Raw genomic sequence first — 19,916 nt, forward strand, 5'->3', positions numbered from 1 at the left:
CTTGCTCCTTACAGCTGCGGGGCGGGGATGCCGAAGGTCTCGGGGGTACGGCCCACCGTCAGCGGCCAGGCCGCCGCGATGGCCTCGGCGCTCCAGCCGCCGTCGGCGTACGCGACCGACACCTCCTGCGGGTGCGACCACAGGGCGAGCTTGTCGCCGCCGATGCCAATGCACTGGCCGGTGATCCCGGCAGAGGCGTCCGAGGCGAGGAAGGACACCAGACCCGCGACGTCCTCGGGCGTGCCGAAGCCCTCGCCCTTGCGGAGGCTGTCGGGGAAGGCGGTGCCCTCCTGCTCCAGCGCCTCGACGTGCGGGGCGAAGGCGGGGATGGTCTGCGTCATCGCGGTCGCGGCGACCGGGATGACGGCGTTCGCGGTGATGCCGGCCCGCGCCAGTTCCATGGCCCAGGTACGCACCATCGCGGCGATGCCGGCCTTGGCGGCGGCGTAGTTGGTCTGGCCGAAGTTGCCGCGCTGCCCGGCGGGGGAGCCGGCGACCACGATCCGGCCGCCCTCGCCCTGGGCCCGCATCTGTTCGACGGCGGCGCGGACGCAGGTGAAGGTGCCGCGCAGGTGCACCTGGACGACGGTGTCGAAGTCCTCGTCCGTCATCTTCCAGAGCACCCGGTCCCGCAGGACGCCTGCGTTGGTGACCATGGCGTCGAGCCGGCCGTAGCTGTCGACCGCGCGGGCGACGAGGGCCTCGGCGGCCTCGGTGGAGCCGACCGGCACCACCTCGGCGACGGCGCGGCCGCCGGCCTCGGTGATCTGCTTCACGGCCGCGTCGGCCGCTTCGGCGTCCACGTCGTTGATCACCACGGCCGCGCCCGCGGCGGCGAGCGAGCGGGCGTAGGCGAGGCCGAGGCCACGGCCGCTGCCGGTGACGACGGCGACCTTGCCGGAGAGATCCAAGTGAGCCATGAGAGGGGGTCCTTCCCGTGATCCGGGTGCGGGACGCGGAGAGCCGCGGCCTGGGGCACGCACCGGTCGCGCCAAAGCTAGGCATAATTTTGTCTGCGGTCAATGAAGTGCCGAATATGGGTCCCGGTGGGCGGGTCCCGCGCCTACGCTGTCCCCGTGACCCCTCCCGACCCGAAGCGGCAGCCGGAAGCCGAGCCCGACGCGGCCGGCCCCGGCGCCCCGGCCCGCCCCCAGTCCCTGATGCTGACCTTCTTCGGCATCCACGTCCTCGGCACCGGAACCGCCCTGTCCTCGGCGAGCGTGATCGACGCCTTCGCCCGCGTCGAGGTGGGCGAGGACGCCGTCCGCTCGACCCTGACGCGGATGGTCGGCCGCGGCCTGCTCGCACGGCACCGGCGCGGGCGCCGGATGTACTTCTCCCTCACGGCCCGGGCGGCCGCGGTGCTCGCCGACGGGGAGGAGCGCGTCCAGCGGACGGGCGCCGTCAACCGGGCCTGGGACGGTACGTGGACCCTGCTCGGCTTCTCCCTGCCCGAGTCCTGGCGCCGCGAACGGCACGACCTGCGCTCCCGGCTCGTCTGGGCGGGCTTCGGTCCGCTGCAGAACGGTCTGTGGATCGCCCCCGGACGCGTGGATGTCGCGCCCCTCGTGGAGGAGCTCGGGTTCGGGGACCGTATCAGGGCGTTCCACGCAGAGGCGGCCGCGCCCACCGAGGCCGGACCCCTGCTCCACAGCGCCTTCGACGTCGACGCGATCGCCGAGGGCTACCGGTCCTTCCTCGCCCGCTGGGGCGACGGTACCTCGCCCGCCGAGGCGCGCGACGACCTGGGCCGCCTGCTCCTGCTGCACACCGACTGGCTCGACCTGGTGCGCGGCGACCCGCACCTGCCCGCCGAGCACCTGCCCGAACGGTGGCCCGCCGCGCCCGCCGAAGTGCTGTTCCGCGAGCTCTCCGAGCGCTTCGGCCCCGGGTCGCGGCGGATCGCGCAGGAGATCCTCGACCGCTGGGAACCGGAGGCGTAGGCCGCCCGGCAAGCCGGGGCCCGGCAAGCCGGGGCCACCCGGCTCAGGCGGCGCCGGGTGCCCTTATGTCAACACCCTTGACCTTGGTGTGCGGCGAAGGGTCTCATGGGCGGCACCTCGGAGGGTCCGTGCGTTCGGGCGCCTCCGCGATCCGAAGGAACCCCCATGGACGCCCTCACCTCGCTCAGGGACGCCGAGCCCCGCCCGTTCTGGCTCGACGACCCCCGCCGCCCGCAGGCCACCCCCGCCCTCGTGGGTGGAACCACCTGCGATCTGCTCGTCGTCGGCGGCGGCTACACCGGCCTGTGGACGGCCCTCCTCGCCAAGGAGCGCGACCCCTCCGCCGACGTGGTGCTCATCGAGGCGGACGAGGCCGGCGGCGCCGCTTCCGGCCGCAACGGCGGCTTCTGCGAGTCCAGCCTCACGCACGGCCTGCACAACGGCCTCCAGCGCTGGCCCGGGGAGATCGACCTCCTGGAACGGCTGGGGCGGGAGAACCTCCAGGCCATCGAGGACGCCGTGGAGCGCCACGGGATCGACTGCGACTGGGAGCGCACCGGCTCCATCGTCGTGGCCACCGAGCCGTACCAGCTCGCCGGCCTCGCGGAGGAGGCCGAGGCCGCCGCCCGCCACGGAGCCGAGCCGGTCCTGCTCGACGGCGAGGCAATGCGGGCCGAGATCGACTCCCCGACCTTCCTCGGCGGCCTGTGGAACAAGGACGACGTCGCCATGGTCAATCCGGCCGGGCTCGCCTGGGGACTCAAGAAGGCCGCTCTCGCCCTGGGCGTCCGGATGTACGAGCACACTCCCGCCACCTCGCTCGCCGAGCACGGGGCCGTGATCGGCGTCGGTACCCCCTACGGCCGGATCACCGCGCGGCGCGTCGCGCTGGCCACCAACGCCTACCCCTCCCTGGTCCGGCGCCACCGCCCGTACACCGTCCCCGTGTACGACTACGCGCTGATGACCGAGCCGCTGACCGCAGAGCAGCTCGCCTCCGTCGGCTGGACGCGGCGCCAGGGCTTCGCGGACAGCGCGAACCAGTTCCACTACGTCCGGCTCTCCGCGGACAACCGCATCCTGTGGGGCGGGTACGACGCCGTCCACCACTACGGCGGGCGCGTCCGCGCCGAACACGACAGGCGGCCCGAGACCTTCGCCACCCTCGCCCGCCACTTCTTCACGACGTTCCCGCAGTTGGAGGGTCTGCGCTTCACGCACAACTGGGGCGGAGCCATCGACACCAGCACCCGCTTCTGTGTGTTCTTCGATACGAGTCACCACGGGAAGGTCTCCTACGCCGCCGGGTTCACCGGCCTCGGCGTCGGCGCCAGCCGCTTCGGCGCCGAGGTGATGCTCGACCTCCTGGCGGGCGAGCGCACCGAGCGCACCGACCTGGAGATGGTCCGCCGCAAGCCCCTGCCGTTCCCGCCCGAGCCCGTCCGGTCCCTCGGCATCGGCATCACCAAGTGGTCCATGGCCCGCGCCGACCTCAACGAGGGCCACCGCAACCTCTGGCTGCGCGGCCTCGACCGCTTGGGCCTCGGCTTCGACAGCTGACGCCCACGCCCCACCACACGTCCCGTTCCCCGGAGCGGTCATGGACCAGGAGGACGCCCGTTCGTCCCTGCTGGTCGCCCTGCCCCGGCCGGATTTCCCGGCCGGGGCGTTCGTCATGCCGTTCGTCGTCGCGTACGTCGTCGCGTACGTCGTGGACCGGTCGCGACGGGTCGCTACTCCCCGGGCTTGCGCATGCCCCTGGCGCGGGCGATCCGTGACGCCGCGTCGGAACCGAAGAGGTCCAGGACTTCGCGGGCACGGCGCGGCTGGGCGGCGGCGGTCAGGACGCCCCCGCTGAACACCGAGCTGATGGCGGTGTCGCCCGGCAGCGGGCCGATGACGACGACGCCCGGCAGGCCCATCAGTTCGCTGTGCTGCTGAAAGGCCAGGTCGGCCTGGCCGGACGACAGCAGGCTGCCGGCGGGCACCCCCGGTGGGGCCTGGACCAGCCGGTCCCCGAGCGTGTCGGCGAGGTCCAGCCGGGTGATCAGCTCGATGAGGGACGTACCGCTGGGGCCCGTGGAGTAGGCGACCCTGTTGGCGGACAGAAGGGCGGCTCGCAGGTCGGATTCCGAGCCGAGTGCCGGAACCGGTGTCCCCTCCGGCACGGCGGCGACGACCTGGGAGACCCACAGCGGACGCACGGTACCCCCGAGGAGGTGCCCTTCCTCCTCCAACTCGGCCAGTGCTCCGTCGGCGAGCACCAGCAGGTCCGCCTCGGCACCCTCGCGCACCCGCCGTGCGATCTCGACCCCGCCGGCGGAATCGAATCGCACCCGAATCCCGTGAGTGAGCCGGAAGTGTTCGGAAAGCTCGCCCACTATCGGCCGCGTCGCCATCGAGGACAGCCCAGAGATCTCTTGGTTCACTTTGTCTCCTTGGTGTCCGGCAGATCGTACGGCGCCCGGTCGGGCCGCGGGGCGCCCGTCTGCGAGACTGCCCGCGTGAGCACAACCCGGAGCACTGCGGCTGGAAAGGTCCTCAAGGTCCTCTCGGCCTTCGATCGCGAACACCCGTCGCAGACCCTGTCACAGATCGCTCAGCGCACCGGTATGGCCTTGAGCACCACACACCGCGTGGTCGCGGAGCTGGCGGAATGGGGAGCGCTGGAGCGCGGGGAGGACGGGGCGTGGCACGTCGGGCTGAGGCTCTGGGAGATCACCTCGGGATGCCCCCGCACGCAGATCCTGCGCGATGCGGCCCTGCCGTTCATGCAGGACCTCTACGAGGCGACGCACGAGAACATCCAACTCGCGGTGCGCGAGGGCACCGAGCTCGTGTTCGTGGAACGGATCACCGGACATCGGTCGGTACAGCTGCTGACGACGGTCGGAACCCGGTTCCCCATCGGCTCCACCGGGATGGGCCGGGTGCTGCTCGCGCACGCACCACGGGACATCCAGGAGGAGGTCCTCCAATCGCCGCTGCGAGCCTGGACCCCGCACACCGTCACCGACCCGAAGACGCTGCGCGCGCAACTGGACCGTATCCGCCGCGAACAGGTCTTCATCAGTGACCGGCAGCTCTCGCAGGACACGGTCGCGGTGGCAGCGCCCGTACGGATCGGCCGGACCGGGCCCGTCAGCGCCGCTCTGGGGATCGTCGTCGCGGCGAGCGGTGCGAGCGGTGCGAGCGGTGCGAGCAATGTGCGCGGGCTGCGCGAGCCTCTCCTGAGGGCCGTCCACGGGATCTCCGACGAGCTCGGCCGACGCGCGCACGCGACGGTCTGAGCTTCGAGCGGGCTTCCGGGCTTCCGCCTGACGGAAACACCGGCGACCGGCGGCGGCTCCGGATGCCAACGTTCGGGGTGTTCGGAACGTTCGCAGTTGCTCAGGAGATGACATGGCCGACGCCACCGTCGACACCGTTGCCTCGGTCCCCGTCGCCGTGGTCGGTGGTGGTCCGGCCGGCTTGATGCTGGCCCACCGGCTCGGGTGCGCGGGGATCGAGACGATCGTGATCGACACCCGCTCCCGGCGCGAGATCGAAACCACGCAGCGGGCCGGCATCCTCGAGGCCGACGCGGCCCGGGACCTGGTCGAGACCGGCGTATCCGACCGGGTTCTGCACGAGGGCCACGAACACGAGGGCGTCGAGCTCCGGTTCGGTGGTCGCCCGCACCGCATCGACTTCAAGGAGCTGGTGGGACGGTCGGTGTGGCTCTACCCGCAGACCGACGTGTTCACCGACCTGGCCGATGCCCGGGACCGCGACGGTGGCACGGTCCACTTCGGCGTCAAGGACACCGAGGTCCTCGACATCACGACCGACGCTCCCCGGGTCCGCTACACGGCGCCCGACGGGTCCCGCCACGAGATCCGGGCACGGTACGTGGTCGGTGCGGACGGGTCGCGCAGCATGTGCCGCCACCTGGTGCCCGAGGACCGCAGGGTGCGCTACGCCAAGGAGTACCCCTTCGCGTGGTTCGGCATCATGGCCGAGGCGCCGACGAGCGCGCCCGAGCTGGTCTACGCCCAGTCCGAGCACGGGTTCGCGCTGATCAGCCAGCGCACCGAGACCGTTCAGCGGATGTACTTCCAGTGCGACCCCGACGAGTCCGTCGACGCCTGGCAGGACGATCGCATCTGGGAGACGCTCCAGGCCCGGGTGGCCGGTCAGGACGGGTTCCGTCTCCAGGAGGGGCCGATCCTCGAGAAGACGGTGCTGCGGTTCCGCTCGTTCGTGCAGGAGCCGATGCGCTGGGGCTCCATGGCGCTCGCGGGCGATGCCGCGCACACGGTGCCGCCGACCGGCGCCCGCGGGCTCAACCTCGCGCTGCACGACGTGAAGGTGCTGGCCGACGTCCTGGTGCGGGCACTCGGCAGCGAGGGCGGGAGCGCGCTGGACGAGTACCAGCCGCGCGCCCTGCAACGGGTCTGGCGGGCGCAGAACTTCTCCTCCTGGATGACCCAGTTGCTGCACACCGCGCCCGGCGGCACCCCGTTCGACCTGCGGCGCCAGCTCGGCGAGCTCGACAACGTGGTGGGCACCCGGGCCGGGCGCGCCTATCTCGCCGAGCAGTACACCGGCTGGCCCGCCGGCTCCCAGGGCTGACCTCGACGACCCCGACGACCAGCAGGAGAGAACACATGATCATCGACTGTCACGGTCACTTCACCACCGCGCCGCCGCAGTTGGCGCAGTGGCGGGACCGGCAGGTGGCTGCCATCGGCGCCGCCGGGCACGCGCCCGATCCCGACGACCTGGTCATCACCGACGAGGACCTGCGTCATGCGATCGAGGGCAACCAGCTCCGGTTCATGGACGAACGCGGCAGCGACCTGACGATCTTCTCCCCGCGCGCCAGCTTCATGGCCCACCACATCGGCGACTTCGAGGTCTCCTCGGTGTGGGCGCGGATCTGCAACGACCTGATCCACCGGGTCTGCACGCTCTACCCCGACCGCTTCGCCATGGGCGCGATGCTGCCGCAGTCGCCGGGCGTCGACCCCGCGACCTGCCTGCCCGAACTGCGCCGCGCGGTCGAGGAACTCGGCGCGGTGACGGTCAACCTCAACCCCGACCCGTCGGGCGGCAAGTGGACCGCGCCGCCGCTGACCGACCGCAGCTGGTACCCGGTCTACGAGGCGATGGCCGCGTACGACATACCCGCCATGATCCACGTCAGCACGTCGTGCAATCCGGCGTTCCACACCACCGGCGCCCACTACCTCAACGCCGACACCACGGCGTTCATGCAGCTGGTCCAGGGCGACCTGTTCGCCGACTTCCCGACCTTGCGGTTCGTGATCCCGCACGGCGGCGGGGCGGCGCCCTACCACTGGGGCCGCTTCCGCGGCCTGGCGATGGCGCTGGGCCGACCGGACCCCGAGACGCTGCTGGACAACGTCTTCTTCGACACCTGCGTCTACCACCAGCCCGGCATCGACCTGCTCACGCAGGTGATACCCAGCCGCTCCGTCCTGTTCGCCAGCGAGATGATCGGCGCGGTCCGCGACATCGACCCGCGCACCGGTCACCACTTCGACGACACGAAGCGGTACGTCGAGGCCACCTCGAACCTCTCCGATGCGGAACGCGCCGCCGTCTACAGCGGCAACGCCCTGCGCGTGTACCCCCGCCTCGCCGCCCGCCTCGCCGCGGCCGGCCACTGAATCCCAGGAGAAGAAGCATGGAACACACCGAGATAGGTGTCGTCCACACATCGATCACCCGCGCCGATCCCCAGGCCGTCGCCGCACTGTCGGCCTTCGGAGTCGCGACGATCCACGAGGCCATGGGCCGGGTGGGCCTGATGCGTCCCTACCTGCGCCCCGTCTACCCCACGGCGCGTATGTGCGGTACCGCGGTGACCGTGCTGCTGCAGCCCGGTGACAACTGGATGTTCCACGTTGCCGCCGAGCAGATCCGCGAAGGCGACGTCGTGGTCGCGGCCTGCACGACCGAGAGCGAGGACGGCTTCTTCGGCGACCTGCTCGCCACCTCCTTCCGCTCCCGGGGATGCCAGGGCCTGGTCATCGACGGCGGTGTGCGCGACGTGGCCGACCTGGAGGAGATGGACTTCCCGGTCTTCTCCCGGGCGATCAACGCCAAGGGCACAGTCAAGGCCACGCTCGGGTCGGTCAACGTGCCGGTGGTCTGCGCCAACGCCCTGGTCAGGCCCGGCGATGTCGTCGTGGCGGACCGTGACGGTGTCGTGGTGGTGCCGCGCGAGCGGGCCGCCGAGGTCGCCGAGGCCTCGGCCGGGCGCGAGGCCGCCGAGGAGGGCAAGCGGGCGCGGTTCCGCGCGGGCGAGCTCGGCCTGGACCTGTACGGCATGCGTGGCCCGCTGGCCGGGCTCGGGCTGCGCTACGAGGACTGAGGAGGACCGGAAATGACGACCTTCGAGAAGACCCCCGGCTGGCTGGACTGGTACGCCGGTCCGACCCGGCCGCGGTTCCAGGTGCCCGAGGGCGCCGTAGACGCGCACTGCCACGTCTTCGGCCCGGGGGCGCGGTTCCCGTTCGCCCCGGAGCGGAAGTACACCCCCTGCGACGCGTCCAGGGAGCAGCTCTCCGAGCTGCGCGACCATCTGGGCTTCGCCCGCAACGTGGTGGTCCAGGCGACCTGCCACGGCGCGGACAACGGCGCGATGACCGACGCCCTGCGCGCCTCGGGAGGCCTGGCCAGGGGTGTCGCGACGGTGCGGCCCGACATCTCGGACGCGCAGGTGCGGGAGCTGCACGAGGCCGGTGTCCGCGGCGTACGGTTCAACTTCGTCAAGCGGCTCGTCGACGCGGCTCCACGGCAGGACCTGTGGGAGGTCGTCCGGCGGATCGCGCCCTACGGATGGCACGTTGTCCTCTACTTCGAGGCGGCCGACCTCGCCGACCTGCGCGACTTCTTCCTCTCGATCCCGGTACCGCTGGTCATCGACCACATGGGCAGGCCCGATGTCACCAAGGACCCGCACGGCCCGGAGTTCGAGGCGTTCTTGAACTTCATGCGGGCGCGGCCGGACATCTGGTGCAAGGTGACCTGCCCGGAGCGGCTGTCGGTGAGCGGCCCGCCCGCCCTCGACGGGGAGCAGCAGGCCTACCGCGACGTCGTTCCGTTCGCCCGGCGCGTGGTCGAGGAGTTCCCCGACCGGGTGCTCTGGGGCACCGACTGGCCGCACCCCAACCTCACCGGCCACATGCCCGACGACGGTCTGCTCGTCGACTTCGTCCCGCACATCGCGCCGACGCCGCAGCTCCAGCGGGCGCTCCTCGTCGACAACCCGATGCGGCTCTACTGGCCGGACGCCGACCGAACCACCGCATGATCGGAGGCTGACCATGTCACTGGACAAGACCTACAAGCTCGTTCCGGGAACGACCATCTTCGACACCGAGCAGTCCGCGAAGGGGTACCAACTCAACCAGTTCTGCATGTCGCTGATGACGGCGGAGAACCGCGCGCTCTACCTCGCCGACGAGCGCGCCTACCTGGACGCGTGGCCACTGCGGCAGGAGCAGAAGCAGGCGCTGCTCGACCGCGACCTCAACGCGGCGATGCGCGAGGGCGGGAACATCTACTTCCTGGCCAAGTGGGGCGCGACGCTGGGGCTGTCGTTCCAGCAGATGGCGGGCTCGATGACCGGCATGACCGAGCAGGAGTACCGCGCCATGATGGTCGGCGGTGGCCGACCGGTCGAGGGGAACCGGATCGACCACGCCGTCCTGGAAGCGGCGTACGCCGACCCGGTACCGCCGGCCGAGCACGCCACGATCACCGGCGCGGTCTTCACCTCGCACGTGCCGGCGATCGGCGCGGCGATGGACCACCAGAAGACCGGGGAGCCTTACTGGAGGCCGGTCTTCGAGGGCTACGAGTTCTCCAAGCAGTGGGAGAAGGAGAACCTCCCCGACGTGATCTTCCTGGTCTACAACGACCACGCCACCACGTTCGACCAGTCGCTGATCCCGACCTTCGCGCTGGGTACCGGCGCGGCGTACGCCACCGCCGACGAGGGCTACGGTCCCCGCCCGGTCCCGGGCATCGAGGGCGACCCCGACCTGGCCGCGCACCTCGCGCACTCGCTCATCAGGGACGACTTCGACCTCACGCTGGTCAACGAGATGACGGTCGACCACGGCCTGACGGTCCCGCTGTCGCTGATGTTCGGGGACGTCGAGAAGTGGCCGTGCAGGGTGATCCCGTTCCACGTCAACGTGGTGCAGTACCCCGTGCCCTCGGGCGCCAGGTGCTTCGAACTCGGCCGGGCGCTGCGCAGGGCGATCGAGTCCTACGACAAGCCGCTCAAGGTGCAGGTGTGGGGCACCGGCGGCATGAGCCACCAATTGCAGGGCCCGCGCGCAGGCCTCATCAACCGGGAGTGGGACAACGCCTTTCTCGACCGGCTGATCGCTGACCCGGTCGGGTTGTCGCAGGTGCCGCACCTGGAATACGTGGAGGAGGCGGGCTCGGAGGGCATCGAGCTGGTCATGTGGCTGATAGCCCGCGGGGCGATGAGCGACCTCGATGGGTCCGGGGACATCGAGCTCAAGCACCGCTTCTACCATGTGCCGGCGTCCAACACCGCCGTCGGCCACCTCATTGTGGAGAACCACCCGCGGACCCAGGAGTCCGCCGCGAAGGAGTGCCGTGACTGACGACCAGACCATCCGGATCGCCCTGGCCGGAGGCGGAGCCTTCGGAGCCAAGCACGCGGCCGCGCTCGGGCGGATCGAAGGCGTCGAGGTGGCCGCCGTCGTGAGCAGCAGCCTTGAAAGCGCCCGGAAGTTCGCCGCGGAGCAGGGAATCGGCCGCGGCGTCGCGACCTTGGAGGAGGTGCTGGCGATGGACGACATCGACGCCGTCATCCTCGCCACGCCCACCCCGCTGCACGCCGAGCAGACGCTGGCCTGCCTCGAAGCGGGCAAGCACGTCCAGGTCGAGATCCCGCTGGCGGCCTCCCTGGGGGATGCCGAGGCGTGCCTGGAGGCACAGCAGCGCGCCGGGCTGGTGGCGATGGTGGGGCACACCCGGCGCTTCAACCCGAGCCACCAGTGGGTACGGCGGCGGGTCCAGGCCGGCGACTACACCATCCAGCAGATGGACGTGCAGACCTACTTCTTCCGCCGCACGAACCTCAACGCCCTGGGCAGGCAGCGCTCCTGGACCGACCACCTGCTGTGGCACCACGCCGCACACACCGTCGACCTGTTCGCGTACCAGACCGGCTCGCCGATCGTGCAGGCCAACGTGCTCCAAGGCCCGATCCACCCCGAGCTCGGCATCGCGATGGACATGTCGATCCAGCTCCGCGCGCAGAACGGCGCCCTCTGCACCCTGTCGCTGTCGTTCAACAACGACGGGCCGCTCGGCACGTTCTTCCGCTACATCGGCGACACCGGCACCTACGTCGCGCGCTACGACGACCTGGCCACCGGCAAGGACGAGCCGATCGACGTGAGCGGGGTCGACGTCTCGATGGACGGCATCGAACTGCAGGACCGCGAGTTCGTCGCAGCCATCCGCGAGGGCCGCGAGCCGAACGCCTCGATCGCCCAGGTGATGGCCTGCTACCGGACGCTGGCGGCCTTGGAGGAGCAGCTCGCCACGATCCCGGTCCCCTGAGGGCTCTGGCTCCACTGGCAACTTCCGTCTAGGCTGCGGAGACCGCCCTTGACCTGGAAAGATCAGGCAGGGAGCAGACAAATCAGGAGTTTCTTCATGCTGCGCACCATGTTCAAGTCCAAGATCCACCGGGCCACCGTCACCCAGGCCGACCTGCACTATGTCGGGTCCGTGACCATCGACGCCGATCTCCTCGACGCGGCGGATCTGCTGCCCGGCGAGCTCGTGCACATCGTGGACATCACCAACGGGGCGCGGCTGGAGACCTACGTCATCCAGGGCGAGCGCGGATCCGGGGTCATCGGGATCAACGGGGCCGCCGCGCACCTGGTGCACCCCGGTGACCTGGTCATCCTCATCAGCTACGGGCAGATGGAAGACGCCGAGGCGCGCGTGTTCGAGCCGCGTGTCGTACATGTCGACGGCGACAATCGCATCATCGAGCTGGGTGTGGATCCGTCCGCCCCGGTTCCGGGAACGGACCAGGAGCGCAGCCCCCACGCGGTGGCTGTCTGAGGGGAGTCGCGACGATGTCGCAGACCGGGTCGAGCGAATCGATCAAGATCGTGGACGACCGCCCGTCCGGGCGGCTGCTGGCCGTCGAGGACGGGGCGGTGGTCGGATACATCGCCTACTTCGTGCTCGCCGAGGCGCCCCACGCCCTCGTGGCGGTGCACACCATCGTCGAGCCGGGGCACGAGGGCCGCGGGATCGCCGGGAACCTGGTGAAGACCTTCTACGGGATCGCGGCCGACGAGGGCGTGCCCGTCGTCCCACTCTGCCCGTATGCCGCGAGCTGGGCCGCCAAACACCCCGAGCAGGCGCCCGAGGCGTCGGCCGGGGTGGTGGCCGCCGCCAAGGCGCAGCTCGACTCGGACTCCGACCTGTGGTGACGCCGGCCGCCCCGGGCCTGACCCTGCTGCACACCTCGCCCGTGCACGTGCCGGTCTTCGACGCCCTGCGCGACCGGCACCATCCGGGCGCCGTCCTGCGCCACCTGGTGGTGCCGGAGCTGCTGGAGCGGGCCCGTGCGCTGGGGCCCGCGTCGCAGGCTCCGGCCGTGCGGGAGCTGCTGGCGGGCTCCGGCGGGCCCGTCCTGGTCACCTGCTCCTCGATCGGGGCCGTCGCCGAGTCGCTGGCCGGGGAGCTCGGGGTCCCGGTGCTCCGGGTCGACCGCCCGCTGGCGGCCGCCGCGGTCCGTACCGGGCCGCGGATCCTCGTACTGGCCACCGTGGAGTCGACCTTCGCCCCGACGGTGGAGCTGCTGGAGGAGGAGGCCGGAAGGGCCGGCCGGCCGGTGTCGGTCCGTACCCGGCTGGTCGACGGGGCCTGGGACCGCTTCGCGGCGGGCGACACGGCCGGCTGTCTCGCCCTCGTGGCCGCCGCGGCGGACGCGGTGGCCGATGCGGACGCCATCGTCCTCGCCCAGGTCTCCATGGCGGGCGCCGAGGCCCTGGTCACCACCACCGTGCCGGTCCTGTCCAGCCCCGCGTCCGGCCTCGCGGGCGCCCTGGGGAAGTAGCCCGGCGGGCGCCGGAACCGGGACCGGGGGAGGCTGGAGGTATGACACAGCCTCCCGTTCCCGACCCGGTCCCGGTGCCGAATCCGTTCCCGGATCCGGGGCCGCTGCCCCGGCCCGAGCCGCCGACACCGGGTCCGGTGCCCGAACCCGACCCGGTTCCGCCGCTGCCCGGCCCCGCGCCACAGCCCGCACCGGAGCCGTGGAGCTGACGCGGAGCCGGATCGGCCTGCCGCGTCAGTCCGTACGGACTTCGGAGCGGTCGCCGCTCCACAGCGTGTGGTACGAGCCCTCGCGGTCGGTGCGCCGGTAGGTGTGCGCCCCGAAGAAGTCGCGCTGGCCCTGGGTCAGGGCCGCCGGGAGCCGCTCCGAGCGCAGGGCGTCGTAGTAGGCCAGCGAGGCCGCGAAGGCCGGTACGGGAATGCCCTGGCGGACCGCCGCGACCAGCACCTCGCGCCAGTCGTGCTGCGCGGCGCCGATCTCATCGGCGAAGCCGGCGTCCGCCAGCAGGCTCGGCAGCTCCGGACGGGCGTCGTACGCGGCGCGGATCCGGTCCAGGAACGCGGCCCGGATGATGCAGCCGCCGCGCCACAGCGAGGCCACGGCGCCCGGGTCCACACCCCAGCCGTACTCCTCGCTGCCGGCCTGGATCTGGTGGAAGCCCTGCGTGTACGAGACGATCTTCGAGGCGTACAGGGCCTGCTCCACCTGGGCGGCGAAGGCGTCCGCGGCCCCTGCGGAGAGCGGCTCGGCCTGCGGGCCGGCCAGGCCCCGCGCGGCCGTACGCAGCTCCCCGTGGCCCGAAACGGCGCGGGCGAAGACCGCCTCGGCGATCCCGGACACCGGCACGCCCAGGTCGAGGGCGATCTGCACGGTCCAGCGGCCGGTGCCCTTCTGCTCGGCGGCGTCGGCGACCACGTCCACGAACGGCCGTCCGGTCGCGGCGTCCGTGTGCGCGAGCACCTCGGCGGTGATCTCGATCAGGTAGGAGTCCAGCCGGCCCTCGTTCCAGGCGCGGAAGGTCTCGGCGATCTTCGCGGGGGAGTAGCCGGCCACCTCGCGCAGCAGGTGGTAGGCCTCCGCGATCAGCTGCATGTCGGCGTACTCGATGCCGTTGTGCACCATCTTCACGAAGTGCCCGGCGCCGTCGGGGCCCATGTGTGAGGTGCAGGGCGTGCCGTCGGCGGCCTTGGCGGAGATCTTCTCCAGCAGCGGGCCGAGCGAGGCGTAGGACTCCTCGGATCCGCCGGGCATGATGCTCGGGCCGAGCAGCGCGCCCTCCTCGCCGCCCGAGATGCCGACGCCCACGAAGTGCAGGCCCTGCTCGCGCAGTTCCTTCTCCCGGCGGCGGGTGTCCTCGAAGTGGGCGTTCCCGCCGTCGATGATCACGTCGCCCGGCTCCAGCAGCGGGGCGAACTCGCGGATCACCGCGTCGGTCGGCTCGCCGGCCTTCACCATGATGATCAGACGGCGCGGGCGCTCCAGCGCGTCCACGAACTCCTTCGCCGAGCCGGCGGCCACGAAGGAGCCCTCGTGTCCGAACTCCTCCACGAGCGCCGTGGTCTTGGCGGTGGTGCGGTTGTGGACGGCGACGGTGAATCCGTTGCGGGCGAAGTTGCGGGCGAGGTTGCTGCCCATCACCGCGAGTCCGGTGACGCCGATCTGGGCCGTGCTGCTGGTCATGTGCGTGCGCTCCTGAGTGCTGCGTCGACAGTGCATTCGATGTGCGGCGGAATGCAGGAACACCGACGCTACCGCGATGGAGATCCTTACCGGTGTCCTCCATTCGGCGCGAAACCAACTTCCGCCCGAACGCGTTGTGTTGTGCGCCTTGTCATGCTCCGGTCGTGGCGTTAGGTTGCGAGGTTCCTGATGTCTTCGACGGGGGTAGCTCCCATGGGTGTACGGGGCCGGCACCGCCGGTATCAGCCGAGCGGCATCAACCGTGCTTCGCTCGTCGTCACCGCAGGCGGAGCCGGGATCGCGCTGCCCCTGATCGGAGCGGGCACGGCGCACGCCGCCTCTATGGACACGTGGAGCAAGGTCGCCGCCTGCGAATCCACGAGCAACTGGCACATCAACACCGGCAACGGCTACTACGGCGGACTCCAGTTCAGCCAGAGCACCTGGCGTGCCTTCGGCGGAAACGCGTACGCCGCCCGCGCCGATCTGGCCACCAGGGAACAGCAGATCGCCGTGGCGGAGAAGGTGCTGAAGGGGCAGGGGCCACAGGCCTGGCCGGTCTGCGGGAAGCAGGCCGGACTCAGCCGCAGCGGCCCGGCGCCCGCGCTCGGCGCGCAGGGCAAGGCGACGGGCCCGGGGAAGGCGACGGCTCCGAAGGTCGCGGCTCAGGCCGCTCCCAAGGCAACCCCGAAGGCTGCTCCGAAGGCTGCTCCGCAGAGCACGACGCCCCGCCCGACCGGGACTTCCGTCCTGCCCGACCCCTATGTCGTCGCCGCCGGGGACTCGCTGTCGGAGATCGCCACCGAGCAGCACGTCGAGGGCGGCTGGCAGTCCCTGTACGCGACCAACCGGGCCGTCGTGGGCGGAGATCCGGACCTGATCTTCCCCGGGCAGCGGCTCACCCTGCGCGTCACGGCCGCGCCGCCCGCACCGAATCCGGAGAAGCCGCCGCGCAGGGCCGAACCCGTGAAGCCGGTGGAACCGGCGAAGCCCGCCGAGCAGGCCGGTAGGAAGCCGGCCCCAAAGCCCGCCGAGAAGCCGGCGGAAAAGCCGCAGACCCCCTCCGGGGCCTTCAGCGCCCCGGTCGACGCGGGCCTCGGCACCGCCTACCACGTCTCCGGCTCGGCCTGGTCCAGCGGCTACCACACCGGCATCGACTTCCCGGTGGCCACCGGCACCACCGTCAAGGCCGTCAGCAGCGGGCAGGTCGTCTCAGCGGGCTGGGCCGGTGCGTACGGGTACCAGGTCGTCATCCGGCACACCGACGGCCGGTACTCCCAGTACGCGCACCTCTCGGCGCTCTCGGTCAAAACCGGCTCGGCGGTCTCCGGCGGGCAGCGGATCGGCCGTTCCGGCTCGACCGGCAACACGACCGGGCCGCACCTGCACTTCGAGATGCGCACGGGGCCCGGCTACGGCACCGACATCGACCCGCTGAAGTACCTGCGGGCCCACGGAGTCTCCATCTGAGCTCCGGGTCCCGGCTTCGGTCGCGGCCGGGGCCGGAGCCGGGGTCGTGGCCGGAGCCGCCGTCGCGGCCGGAGTCGTAGCCGGTTCCGACGCTGCGAGCGCACCCGTCTCCCGGGGCGCGATGGTGAGCAGGACGAGCCCGGTCGCCGCCGCCGCCGCGCTCACCAGCGCCGCGGCGACGCCGGCCGCCCCGTAGCGGAAGCCTTCGTCGAACAGCGCGATGCCGACCGCCGCCGCGACCACCGGGTTCGCCACCGTCACGGTGGCCAGCGGCGCGGTCAGCCCGGCGCCCCGGTAGGCGGCCTGCGACAGCAGCAGTCCGGTGGCGGCCAGCGCGGCGATCGCGGTCAGCTCCGGCCACAGCGTGACCAGCGCGTCCGGGGCGAAGCTCTCGGCGACCGACTTCGTGAACACCGAGGCCATCCCGAAGGCCGCCCCCGCGGCCGTGGCCAGCAGCATGCTGTGAGCGGTGACCCGCCGCACCCGGCGCGCGGCCAGGAACAGTACGGACACCAGGGCCCCGGTCGCCGTCAGGAGCAGGCTCTGCTCCCCGCCCGACAGGGACTGCTCGGCCCGCCCGCCGCCGCCCGTCAGGGCCAGCAGCCCGGCCAGCCCGGCCGTGGCCAGGACGGCCCCCCGCCAGGCGGCGGCCCCCGCCCGCCGCCGTACGAACACGGCCGCCATCGGCAGCGCGAAGACGATGGTGAGGGCACCGAGCGGCTGCACCAGGCTCAGCGGCCCGTAGGCCAGCGCCACCACGTGCAGCAGGGCCCCGAGGCCGTTCAGCGCGATCGCGGCGTACCAGGCGGGCCGGCGCACCGGGGCGTACGGCAGCCCCGTCGTACCGGACGCGACCCGCTCCTGGACGATCGCGCCGGCCGCGTACGCCACGGCGGACACCAGGCACAGCAGGACCGAAAACGCTAGGGCACTCATAAAAGTCACAATGCCCGAGTCCGGAGAGCTATTCCTCCCCCTAGAGGCGGGGACGACTACGTCCCTGGGCGTACTCCGAACGCAGTAGCCGGGAGCGGGGGAGTGCGTTTGTCTTCCCGCGTGGGGGATCCGTACACTAGCCCTTTTGGGGACTTCCGCATCCGGCGGAGGCGGACGACTGATCAAGGAACGCAGCGGGTATGACGGTGACCGAAGACAGCCAGGAGCAGGGCCACGCCTTCGGGCCCGGCATCGACCCCGACCGCCTGGCCCTCTGCCTCAGCGTGCTCGACGAGCTCGACAAGCTCGACGTCGACCACCCGGACGCGATCACCGTCCGCCGCGCCACCGCCGGTCTGTACCGGACGGTCAAGCAGCGTCGCCGCCAGGACCGCCGCGCCGCCAAGACCGCCAACGACAAGGCCGTCACCGAGGCGACCGCGACGGGCTCCGCCGAGCGCATCGACGACGAGACCGAGGGCCTGCTGCCCTCCTCTGTCACAGAGGCCGGCCGGATCGCCGGAATCCTCCAGCGCCCTCGCTCCTGCTACATCTGCAAGACGCGCTACGTAGAGGTCGACTACTTCTACCACCAGCTCTGCCAGGACTGCGCCACCGTGAACCGGACCAAGCGGGAGGCCCGCGCCGACCTCACCGGCAAGCGCGCGCTGCTCACCGGCGGCCGCGCGAAGATCGGCATGTACATCGCGCTGCGGCTGCTGCGCGACGGCGCGCACACCACGATCACCACCCGCTTCCCCAAAGACGCCATCCGCCGCTTCAAGGCGATGGAGGACTCCGCAGACTGGATGCACCGCCTGGAGGTCGTGGGCATCGACCTGCGCGACCCGGCCCAGTCCGTGGCGCTCGCCGACCAGGTGGCCGCGGGCGGTCCGCTCGACATCCTGATCAACAACGCGACGCAGACCGTGCGCCGCCTGCCGTCCGCGTACGCGGCGCTGGTCGAGGCGGAGAGCGCCCCGCTGCCGGCCGGCGAGCTCCCCGCCCACCACGTCATCGGCGCCTTCAACTCCGGCGCGGTCGACGGCCTGGCGGCCCTGCCCATCGGCGTGAGCGGGCTGGAGGCGCAGAAGGTCGCCGACCTGGCCCTGGTCGCGGGCAACGCCAGCCTGGAGCGGCACCTCGCCGGTACCGCCATCGACGCGGGCGGCCTGCTGCCCGACGTCGTCGACAGCAACACCTGGGTGCAGACCATCGACCAGATCTCCCCGGTGGAGCTGCTCGAAACCCAGCTGTGCAACTACACGTCGCCGTTCATCCTGATCAGCGCGCTCCGGCCGGCCATGGCCGAGGCCGCCCGAAAGGCGGCCGGCGGGCGGGCGTACGTCGTGAACGTCTCGGCGATGGAGGGCGTCTTCAGCCGCGGCTACAAGGGCGCGGGACACCCGAACACCAACGCGGCCAAGGCCGCGATGAACATGGTGACGCGGACCAGCGGCCAGGAGATGTTCCAGGCCGACCGGATCCTGATGACCTCGGTCGACACGGGCTGGATCACCGACGAGCGCCCGCACTTCGACAAGCTCCGCCTCGCCGAGGAGGGCTTCCACGCCCCCCTCGACCTGGTCGACGGCGCGGCCCGGGTCTACGACCCGATCGTCCGCGGCGAGCTCGGCGAGGACCTGTACGGCGTCTTCCTCAAGGACTACGCACCCGCCAACTGGTAGGCCGCGCGTACGGGGCACCTGCCCCGCGCCACCTGACCCGCGTCAAATGAGCGCCCCCGATTCCCCTCCCCGAGAGGGGGACCGGGGGCGCTCCCCGTTCAGGCCGTGCCGCCGTAGGCCCCCGCGGCGACCAGTTCCAGCACCGGGCGCCAGTCCTCCAGGACGCCCGCGTCCAGGCCCGCGGACCGGCCCGCTTCGGCCGCGTGACCGAGGGACTCCGCGTCGGGGTCCGGCCCGGGGGCCGGTGCGCCGGGTCCCTGGAGCCGTACGAGCCGGGCCACCCGCTCGCCCAGCAGGGGGCGGATCGCCTCCGCCGGGTGGTCGATCAGCAGGCCCGCGACCTGCAGTTCCTTATCGAAGGGGTGCGAACGGCGCAGCAGCGCCGCCACTCGCAGCCCATGGCCGTCGCCGTGCCCGCCCCGCAGCAGGTCCATCAGTTCCCCGACGCTTGCGACGACCACCGGCACTTCGGACTTCGCCACTGTCGTTCCTTCCGTCGCCCGACCGCGTATCACCCGTATGGCGCCGTCGAGCAGATCAGCCGTACACGACGCGCCGCCGTGCAAGGTGATGAACTCGTGGAGAAAACAAGCTGTCCGGAGTGGATTTTACCTTTCCATCGAGCGGGGGTGCGCTCATATGTGTACTCTGATCGCCATGAGAGCCCCACACGGGCACTCGCTCCAGCAAGGCGCCACCGCGTCCGGAAACCCCCTCTTCCCGCACCCGCGCGCGGTTCGCCCGCCGGGTTACGCGACACAAAGGAGTGCGCGGTGACGCCAGAACTGACGACCACGGACCAGGCGCCCAGAGAACGGACGGGGTCGCGGAGCGTGAAGCGCCCCGAGACCCTCGGCAACCTGGAGGTCTGGGCCCGGTCCGCTCCGATCCGCCTCGCCGGCTACGAGGACGACCTCGCGGAGCCGCACATCCTGCCCGGCATCGACTAGACCCGTACGGTGCGGTCCGCCCGTCGTCCCGGTGAAGCCCCGGGGCGACGGGCGGCGGCCTTTTCCCGCGGCTGATCAGCCGTCGGGAAGCTCCCCTCGGGGGACC

At 71.7% G+C, this 19,916-nt stretch carries 19 protein-coding genes and 1 pseudogene; 15 read left to right on the top strand and 5 right to left on the bottom strand.

Features of this window, described 5'->3' with window-relative positions; genetic code table 11:
- Positions 1-8: 8 nt before the first annotated feature.
- A complete protein-coding gene (locus AC3IYI_RS34380) occupies positions 9-920 on the bottom strand; it encodes an SDR family NAD(P)-dependent oxidoreductase (protein WP_489407343.1) in 912 nt (303 codons plus the stop codon).
- Positions 921-1,076: 156 nt separating this feature from the next.
- Between AC3IYI_RS34380 and AC3IYI_RS34385 the strand changes: the two genes are divergently transcribed.
- Both AC3IYI_RS34385 and AC3IYI_RS34390 read left to right on the top strand, forming a co-directional pair.
- Positions 1,077-1,943 carry a PaaX family transcriptional regulator gene (locus AC3IYI_RS34385; RefSeq protein ID WP_489407344.1) on the top strand — a complete coding sequence of 289 codons (867 nt, stop codon included), beginning with the start codon at positions 1,077-1,079 and terminating at the stop codon, positions 1,941-1,943.
- A gap of 165 nt (positions 1,944-2,108) precedes the next feature.
- The gene (locus AC3IYI_RS34390; RefSeq protein WP_489407345.1) at positions 2,109-3,503 is read left to right on the top strand and encodes an NAD(P)/FAD-dependent oxidoreductase; all 1,395 of its coding nucleotides are present in this window, start codon (positions 2,109-2,111) and stop codon (positions 3,501-3,503) included.
- A 173-nt stretch (positions 3,504-3,676) separates the two neighbouring features.
- Here the strand turns inward: AC3IYI_RS34390 and AC3IYI_RS34395 are convergent, their stop codons facing one another.
- Complete coding sequence (locus tag AC3IYI_RS34395) at positions 3,677-4,342, bottom strand: substrate-binding domain-containing protein (RefSeq protein ID WP_489411779.1); 666 nt, start codon at positions 4,340-4,342, stop codon at positions 3,677-3,679.
- 105 nt (positions 4,343-4,447) lie between these two features.
- Between AC3IYI_RS34395 and AC3IYI_RS34400 the strand changes: the two genes are divergently transcribed.
- The 10 genes from AC3IYI_RS34400 (at position 4,448) to AC3IYI_RS34445 (ending at position 13,086) form a co-directional block, all read left to right on the top strand.
- Positions 4,448-5,233, top strand: coding sequence for an IclR family transcriptional regulator (locus tag AC3IYI_RS34400; protein ID WP_489407346.1), 786 nt, complete (start codon positions 4,448-4,450; stop codon positions 5,231-5,233).
- 112 nt (positions 5,234-5,345) lie between these two features.
- On the top strand, positions 5,346-6,557 hold the full coding sequence (locus tag AC3IYI_RS34405; protein ID WP_489407347.1) for a 4-hydroxybenzoate 3-monooxygenase: 1,212 nt from the start codon (positions 5,346-5,348) through the stop codon (positions 6,555-6,557).
- 35 nt (positions 6,558-6,592) lie between these two features.
- Positions 6,593-7,618, top strand: a complete 1,026-nt coding sequence (locus AC3IYI_RS34410; RefSeq protein WP_489407348.1) for an amidohydrolase family protein — start codon at positions 6,593-6,595, stop codon at positions 7,616-7,618.
- A 17-nt stretch (positions 7,619-7,635) separates the two neighbouring features.
- Positions 7,636-8,325 carry a 4-carboxy-4-hydroxy-2-oxoadipate aldolase/oxaloacetate decarboxylase gene (ligK, locus tag AC3IYI_RS34415; RefSeq protein WP_489407349.1) on the top strand — a complete coding sequence of 230 codons (690 nt, stop codon included), beginning with the start codon at positions 7,636-7,638 and terminating at the stop codon, positions 8,323-8,325.
- Between the two features lie 12 nt (positions 8,326-8,337).
- Positions 8,338-9,267 (top strand): amidohydrolase family protein, encoded by a 930-nt coding sequence (locus AC3IYI_RS34420; RefSeq protein WP_489407350.1) that lies wholly within the window; start codon positions 8,338-8,340, stop codon positions 9,265-9,267.
- Positions 9,268-9,280: 13 nt separating this feature from the next.
- Positions 9,281-10,597: a protocatechuate 4,5-dioxygenase subunit alpha gene (gene ligA / locus AC3IYI_RS34425; RefSeq protein WP_489407351.1), complete on the top strand. Its 1,317-nt coding sequence runs from the start codon at positions 9,281-9,283 to the stop codon at positions 10,595-10,597.
- On the top strand, positions 10,590-11,564 hold the full coding sequence (locus tag AC3IYI_RS34430) for a Gfo/Idh/MocA family oxidoreductase (RefSeq protein WP_489407352.1): 975 nt from the start codon (positions 10,590-10,592) through the stop codon (positions 11,562-11,564). The genes ligA and AC3IYI_RS34430 overlap by 8 nt, the downstream gene beginning before the upstream one ends.
- 96 nt (positions 11,565-11,660) lie before the next feature.
- Entirely contained in the window at positions 11,661-12,080 is a 420-nt protein-coding gene (gene panD / locus AC3IYI_RS34435; RefSeq protein WP_489407353.1) for an aspartate 1-decarboxylase, read from the top strand.
- A gap of 14 nt (positions 12,081-12,094) precedes the next feature.
- Positions 12,095-12,457, top strand: a complete 363-nt coding sequence (locus AC3IYI_RS34440) for a GNAT family N-acetyltransferase (protein WP_489407354.1) — start codon at positions 12,095-12,097, stop codon at positions 12,455-12,457.
- The gene (locus tag AC3IYI_RS34445) at positions 12,451-13,086 is read left to right on the top strand and encodes an aspartate/glutamate racemase family protein (protein WP_489407355.1); all 636 of its coding nucleotides are present in this window, start codon (positions 12,451-12,453) and stop codon (positions 13,084-13,086) included. Before AC3IYI_RS34440 ends, AC3IYI_RS34445 begins: the two co-directional genes overlap by 7 nt.
- 234 nt (positions 13,087-13,320) lie before the next feature.
- Here AC3IYI_RS34445 and gndA read toward each other — a convergent pair whose 3' ends face one another.
- Positions 13,321-14,766, bottom strand: a complete 1,446-nt coding sequence (gndA, locus tag AC3IYI_RS34450; RefSeq protein WP_489407356.1) for an NADP-dependent phosphogluconate dehydrogenase — start codon at positions 14,764-14,766, stop codon at positions 13,321-13,323.
- 213 nt (positions 14,767-14,979) lie between these two features.
- On the opposite strand from gndA, the gene AC3IYI_RS34455 reads away from it, so the two are divergent.
- Positions 14,980-16,236, top strand: a complete 1,257-nt coding sequence (locus AC3IYI_RS34455; protein WP_489407357.1) for a transglycosylase family protein — start codon at positions 14,980-14,982, stop codon at positions 16,234-16,236.
- Positions 16,237-16,443: 207 nt separating this feature from the next.
- Here the strand turns inward: AC3IYI_RS34455 and AC3IYI_RS34460 are convergent.
- Positions 16,444-17,172 (bottom strand): annotated as a pseudogene (locus AC3IYI_RS34460) (DMT family transporter); the annotation flags it as partial.
- A gap of 200 nt (positions 17,173-17,372) precedes the next feature.
- On the opposite strand from AC3IYI_RS34460, the gene AC3IYI_RS34465 reads away from it, so the two are divergent.
- On the top strand, positions 17,373-18,860 hold the full coding sequence (locus tag AC3IYI_RS34465) for an SDR family NAD(P)-dependent oxidoreductase (RefSeq protein ID WP_489407358.1): 1,488 nt from the start codon (positions 17,373-17,375) through the stop codon (positions 18,858-18,860).
- 98 nt (positions 18,861-18,958) lie between these two features.
- Here the strand turns inward: AC3IYI_RS34465 and AC3IYI_RS34470 are convergent, their stop codons facing one another.
- Entirely contained in the window at positions 18,959-19,321 is a 363-nt protein-coding gene (locus tag AC3IYI_RS34470) for a hypothetical protein (protein ID WP_489411780.1), read from the bottom strand.
- A 312-nt stretch (positions 19,322-19,633) separates the two neighbouring features.
- On the opposite strand from AC3IYI_RS34470, the gene AC3IYI_RS34475 reads away from it, so the two are divergent.
- The gene (locus tag AC3IYI_RS34475; protein ID WP_489407359.1) at positions 19,634-19,810 is read left to right on the top strand and encodes a hypothetical protein; all 177 of its coding nucleotides are present in this window, start codon (positions 19,634-19,636) and stop codon (positions 19,808-19,810) included.
- Positions 19,811-19,916: the final 106 nt, after the last annotated feature.

The organism is Streptomyces sp. GL_148, assembly GCF_057834205.1.

Coding starts and splice junctions, on each gene's coding strand:
- AC3IYI_RS34380 (WP_489407343.1), bottom strand. CDS start 920: ATGGCTCACTTGGATCTCTCCGGCAAGGTCGCCGTCGTCACCGGCAGC.
- AC3IYI_RS34390 (WP_489407345.1), top strand. CDS start 2,109: ATGGACGCCCTCACCTCGCTCAGGGACGCCGAGCCCCGCCCGTTCTGG.
- AC3IYI_RS34395 (WP_489411779.1), bottom strand. CDS start 4,342: ATGGCGACGCGGCCGATAGTGGGCGAGCTTTCCGAACACTTCCGGCTC.
- AC3IYI_RS34405 (WP_489407347.1), top strand. CDS start 5,346: ATGGCCGACGCCACCGTCGACACCGTTGCCTCGGTCCCCGTCGCCGTG.
- AC3IYI_RS34410 (WP_489407348.1), top strand. CDS start 6,593: ATGATCATCGACTGTCACGGTCACTTCACCACCGCGCCGCCGCAGTTG.
- ligK (WP_489407349.1), top strand. CDS start 7,636: ATGGAACACACCGAGATAGGTGTCGTCCACACATCGATCACCCGCGCC.
- AC3IYI_RS34420 (WP_489407350.1), top strand. CDS start 8,338: ATGACGACCTTCGAGAAGACCCCCGGCTGGCTGGACTGGTACGCCGGT.
- ligA (WP_489407351.1), top strand. CDS start 9,281: ATGTCACTGGACAAGACCTACAAGCTCGTTCCGGGAACGACCATCTTC.
- panD (WP_489407353.1), top strand. CDS start 11,661: ATGCTGCGCACCATGTTCAAGTCCAAGATCCACCGGGCCACCGTCACC.
- AC3IYI_RS34440 (WP_489407354.1), top strand. CDS start 12,095: ATGTCGCAGACCGGGTCGAGCGAATCGATCAAGATCGTGGACGACCGC.
- gndA (WP_489407356.1), bottom strand. CDS start 14,766: ATGACCAGCAGCACGGCCCAGATCGGCGTCACCGGACTCGCGGTGATG.
- AC3IYI_RS34455 (WP_489407357.1), top strand. CDS start 14,980: ATGGGTGTACGGGGCCGGCACCGCCGGTATCAGCCGAGCGGCATCAAC.
- AC3IYI_RS34465 (WP_489407358.1), top strand. CDS start 17,373: ATGACGGTGACCGAAGACAGCCAGGAGCAGGGCCACGCCTTCGGGCCC.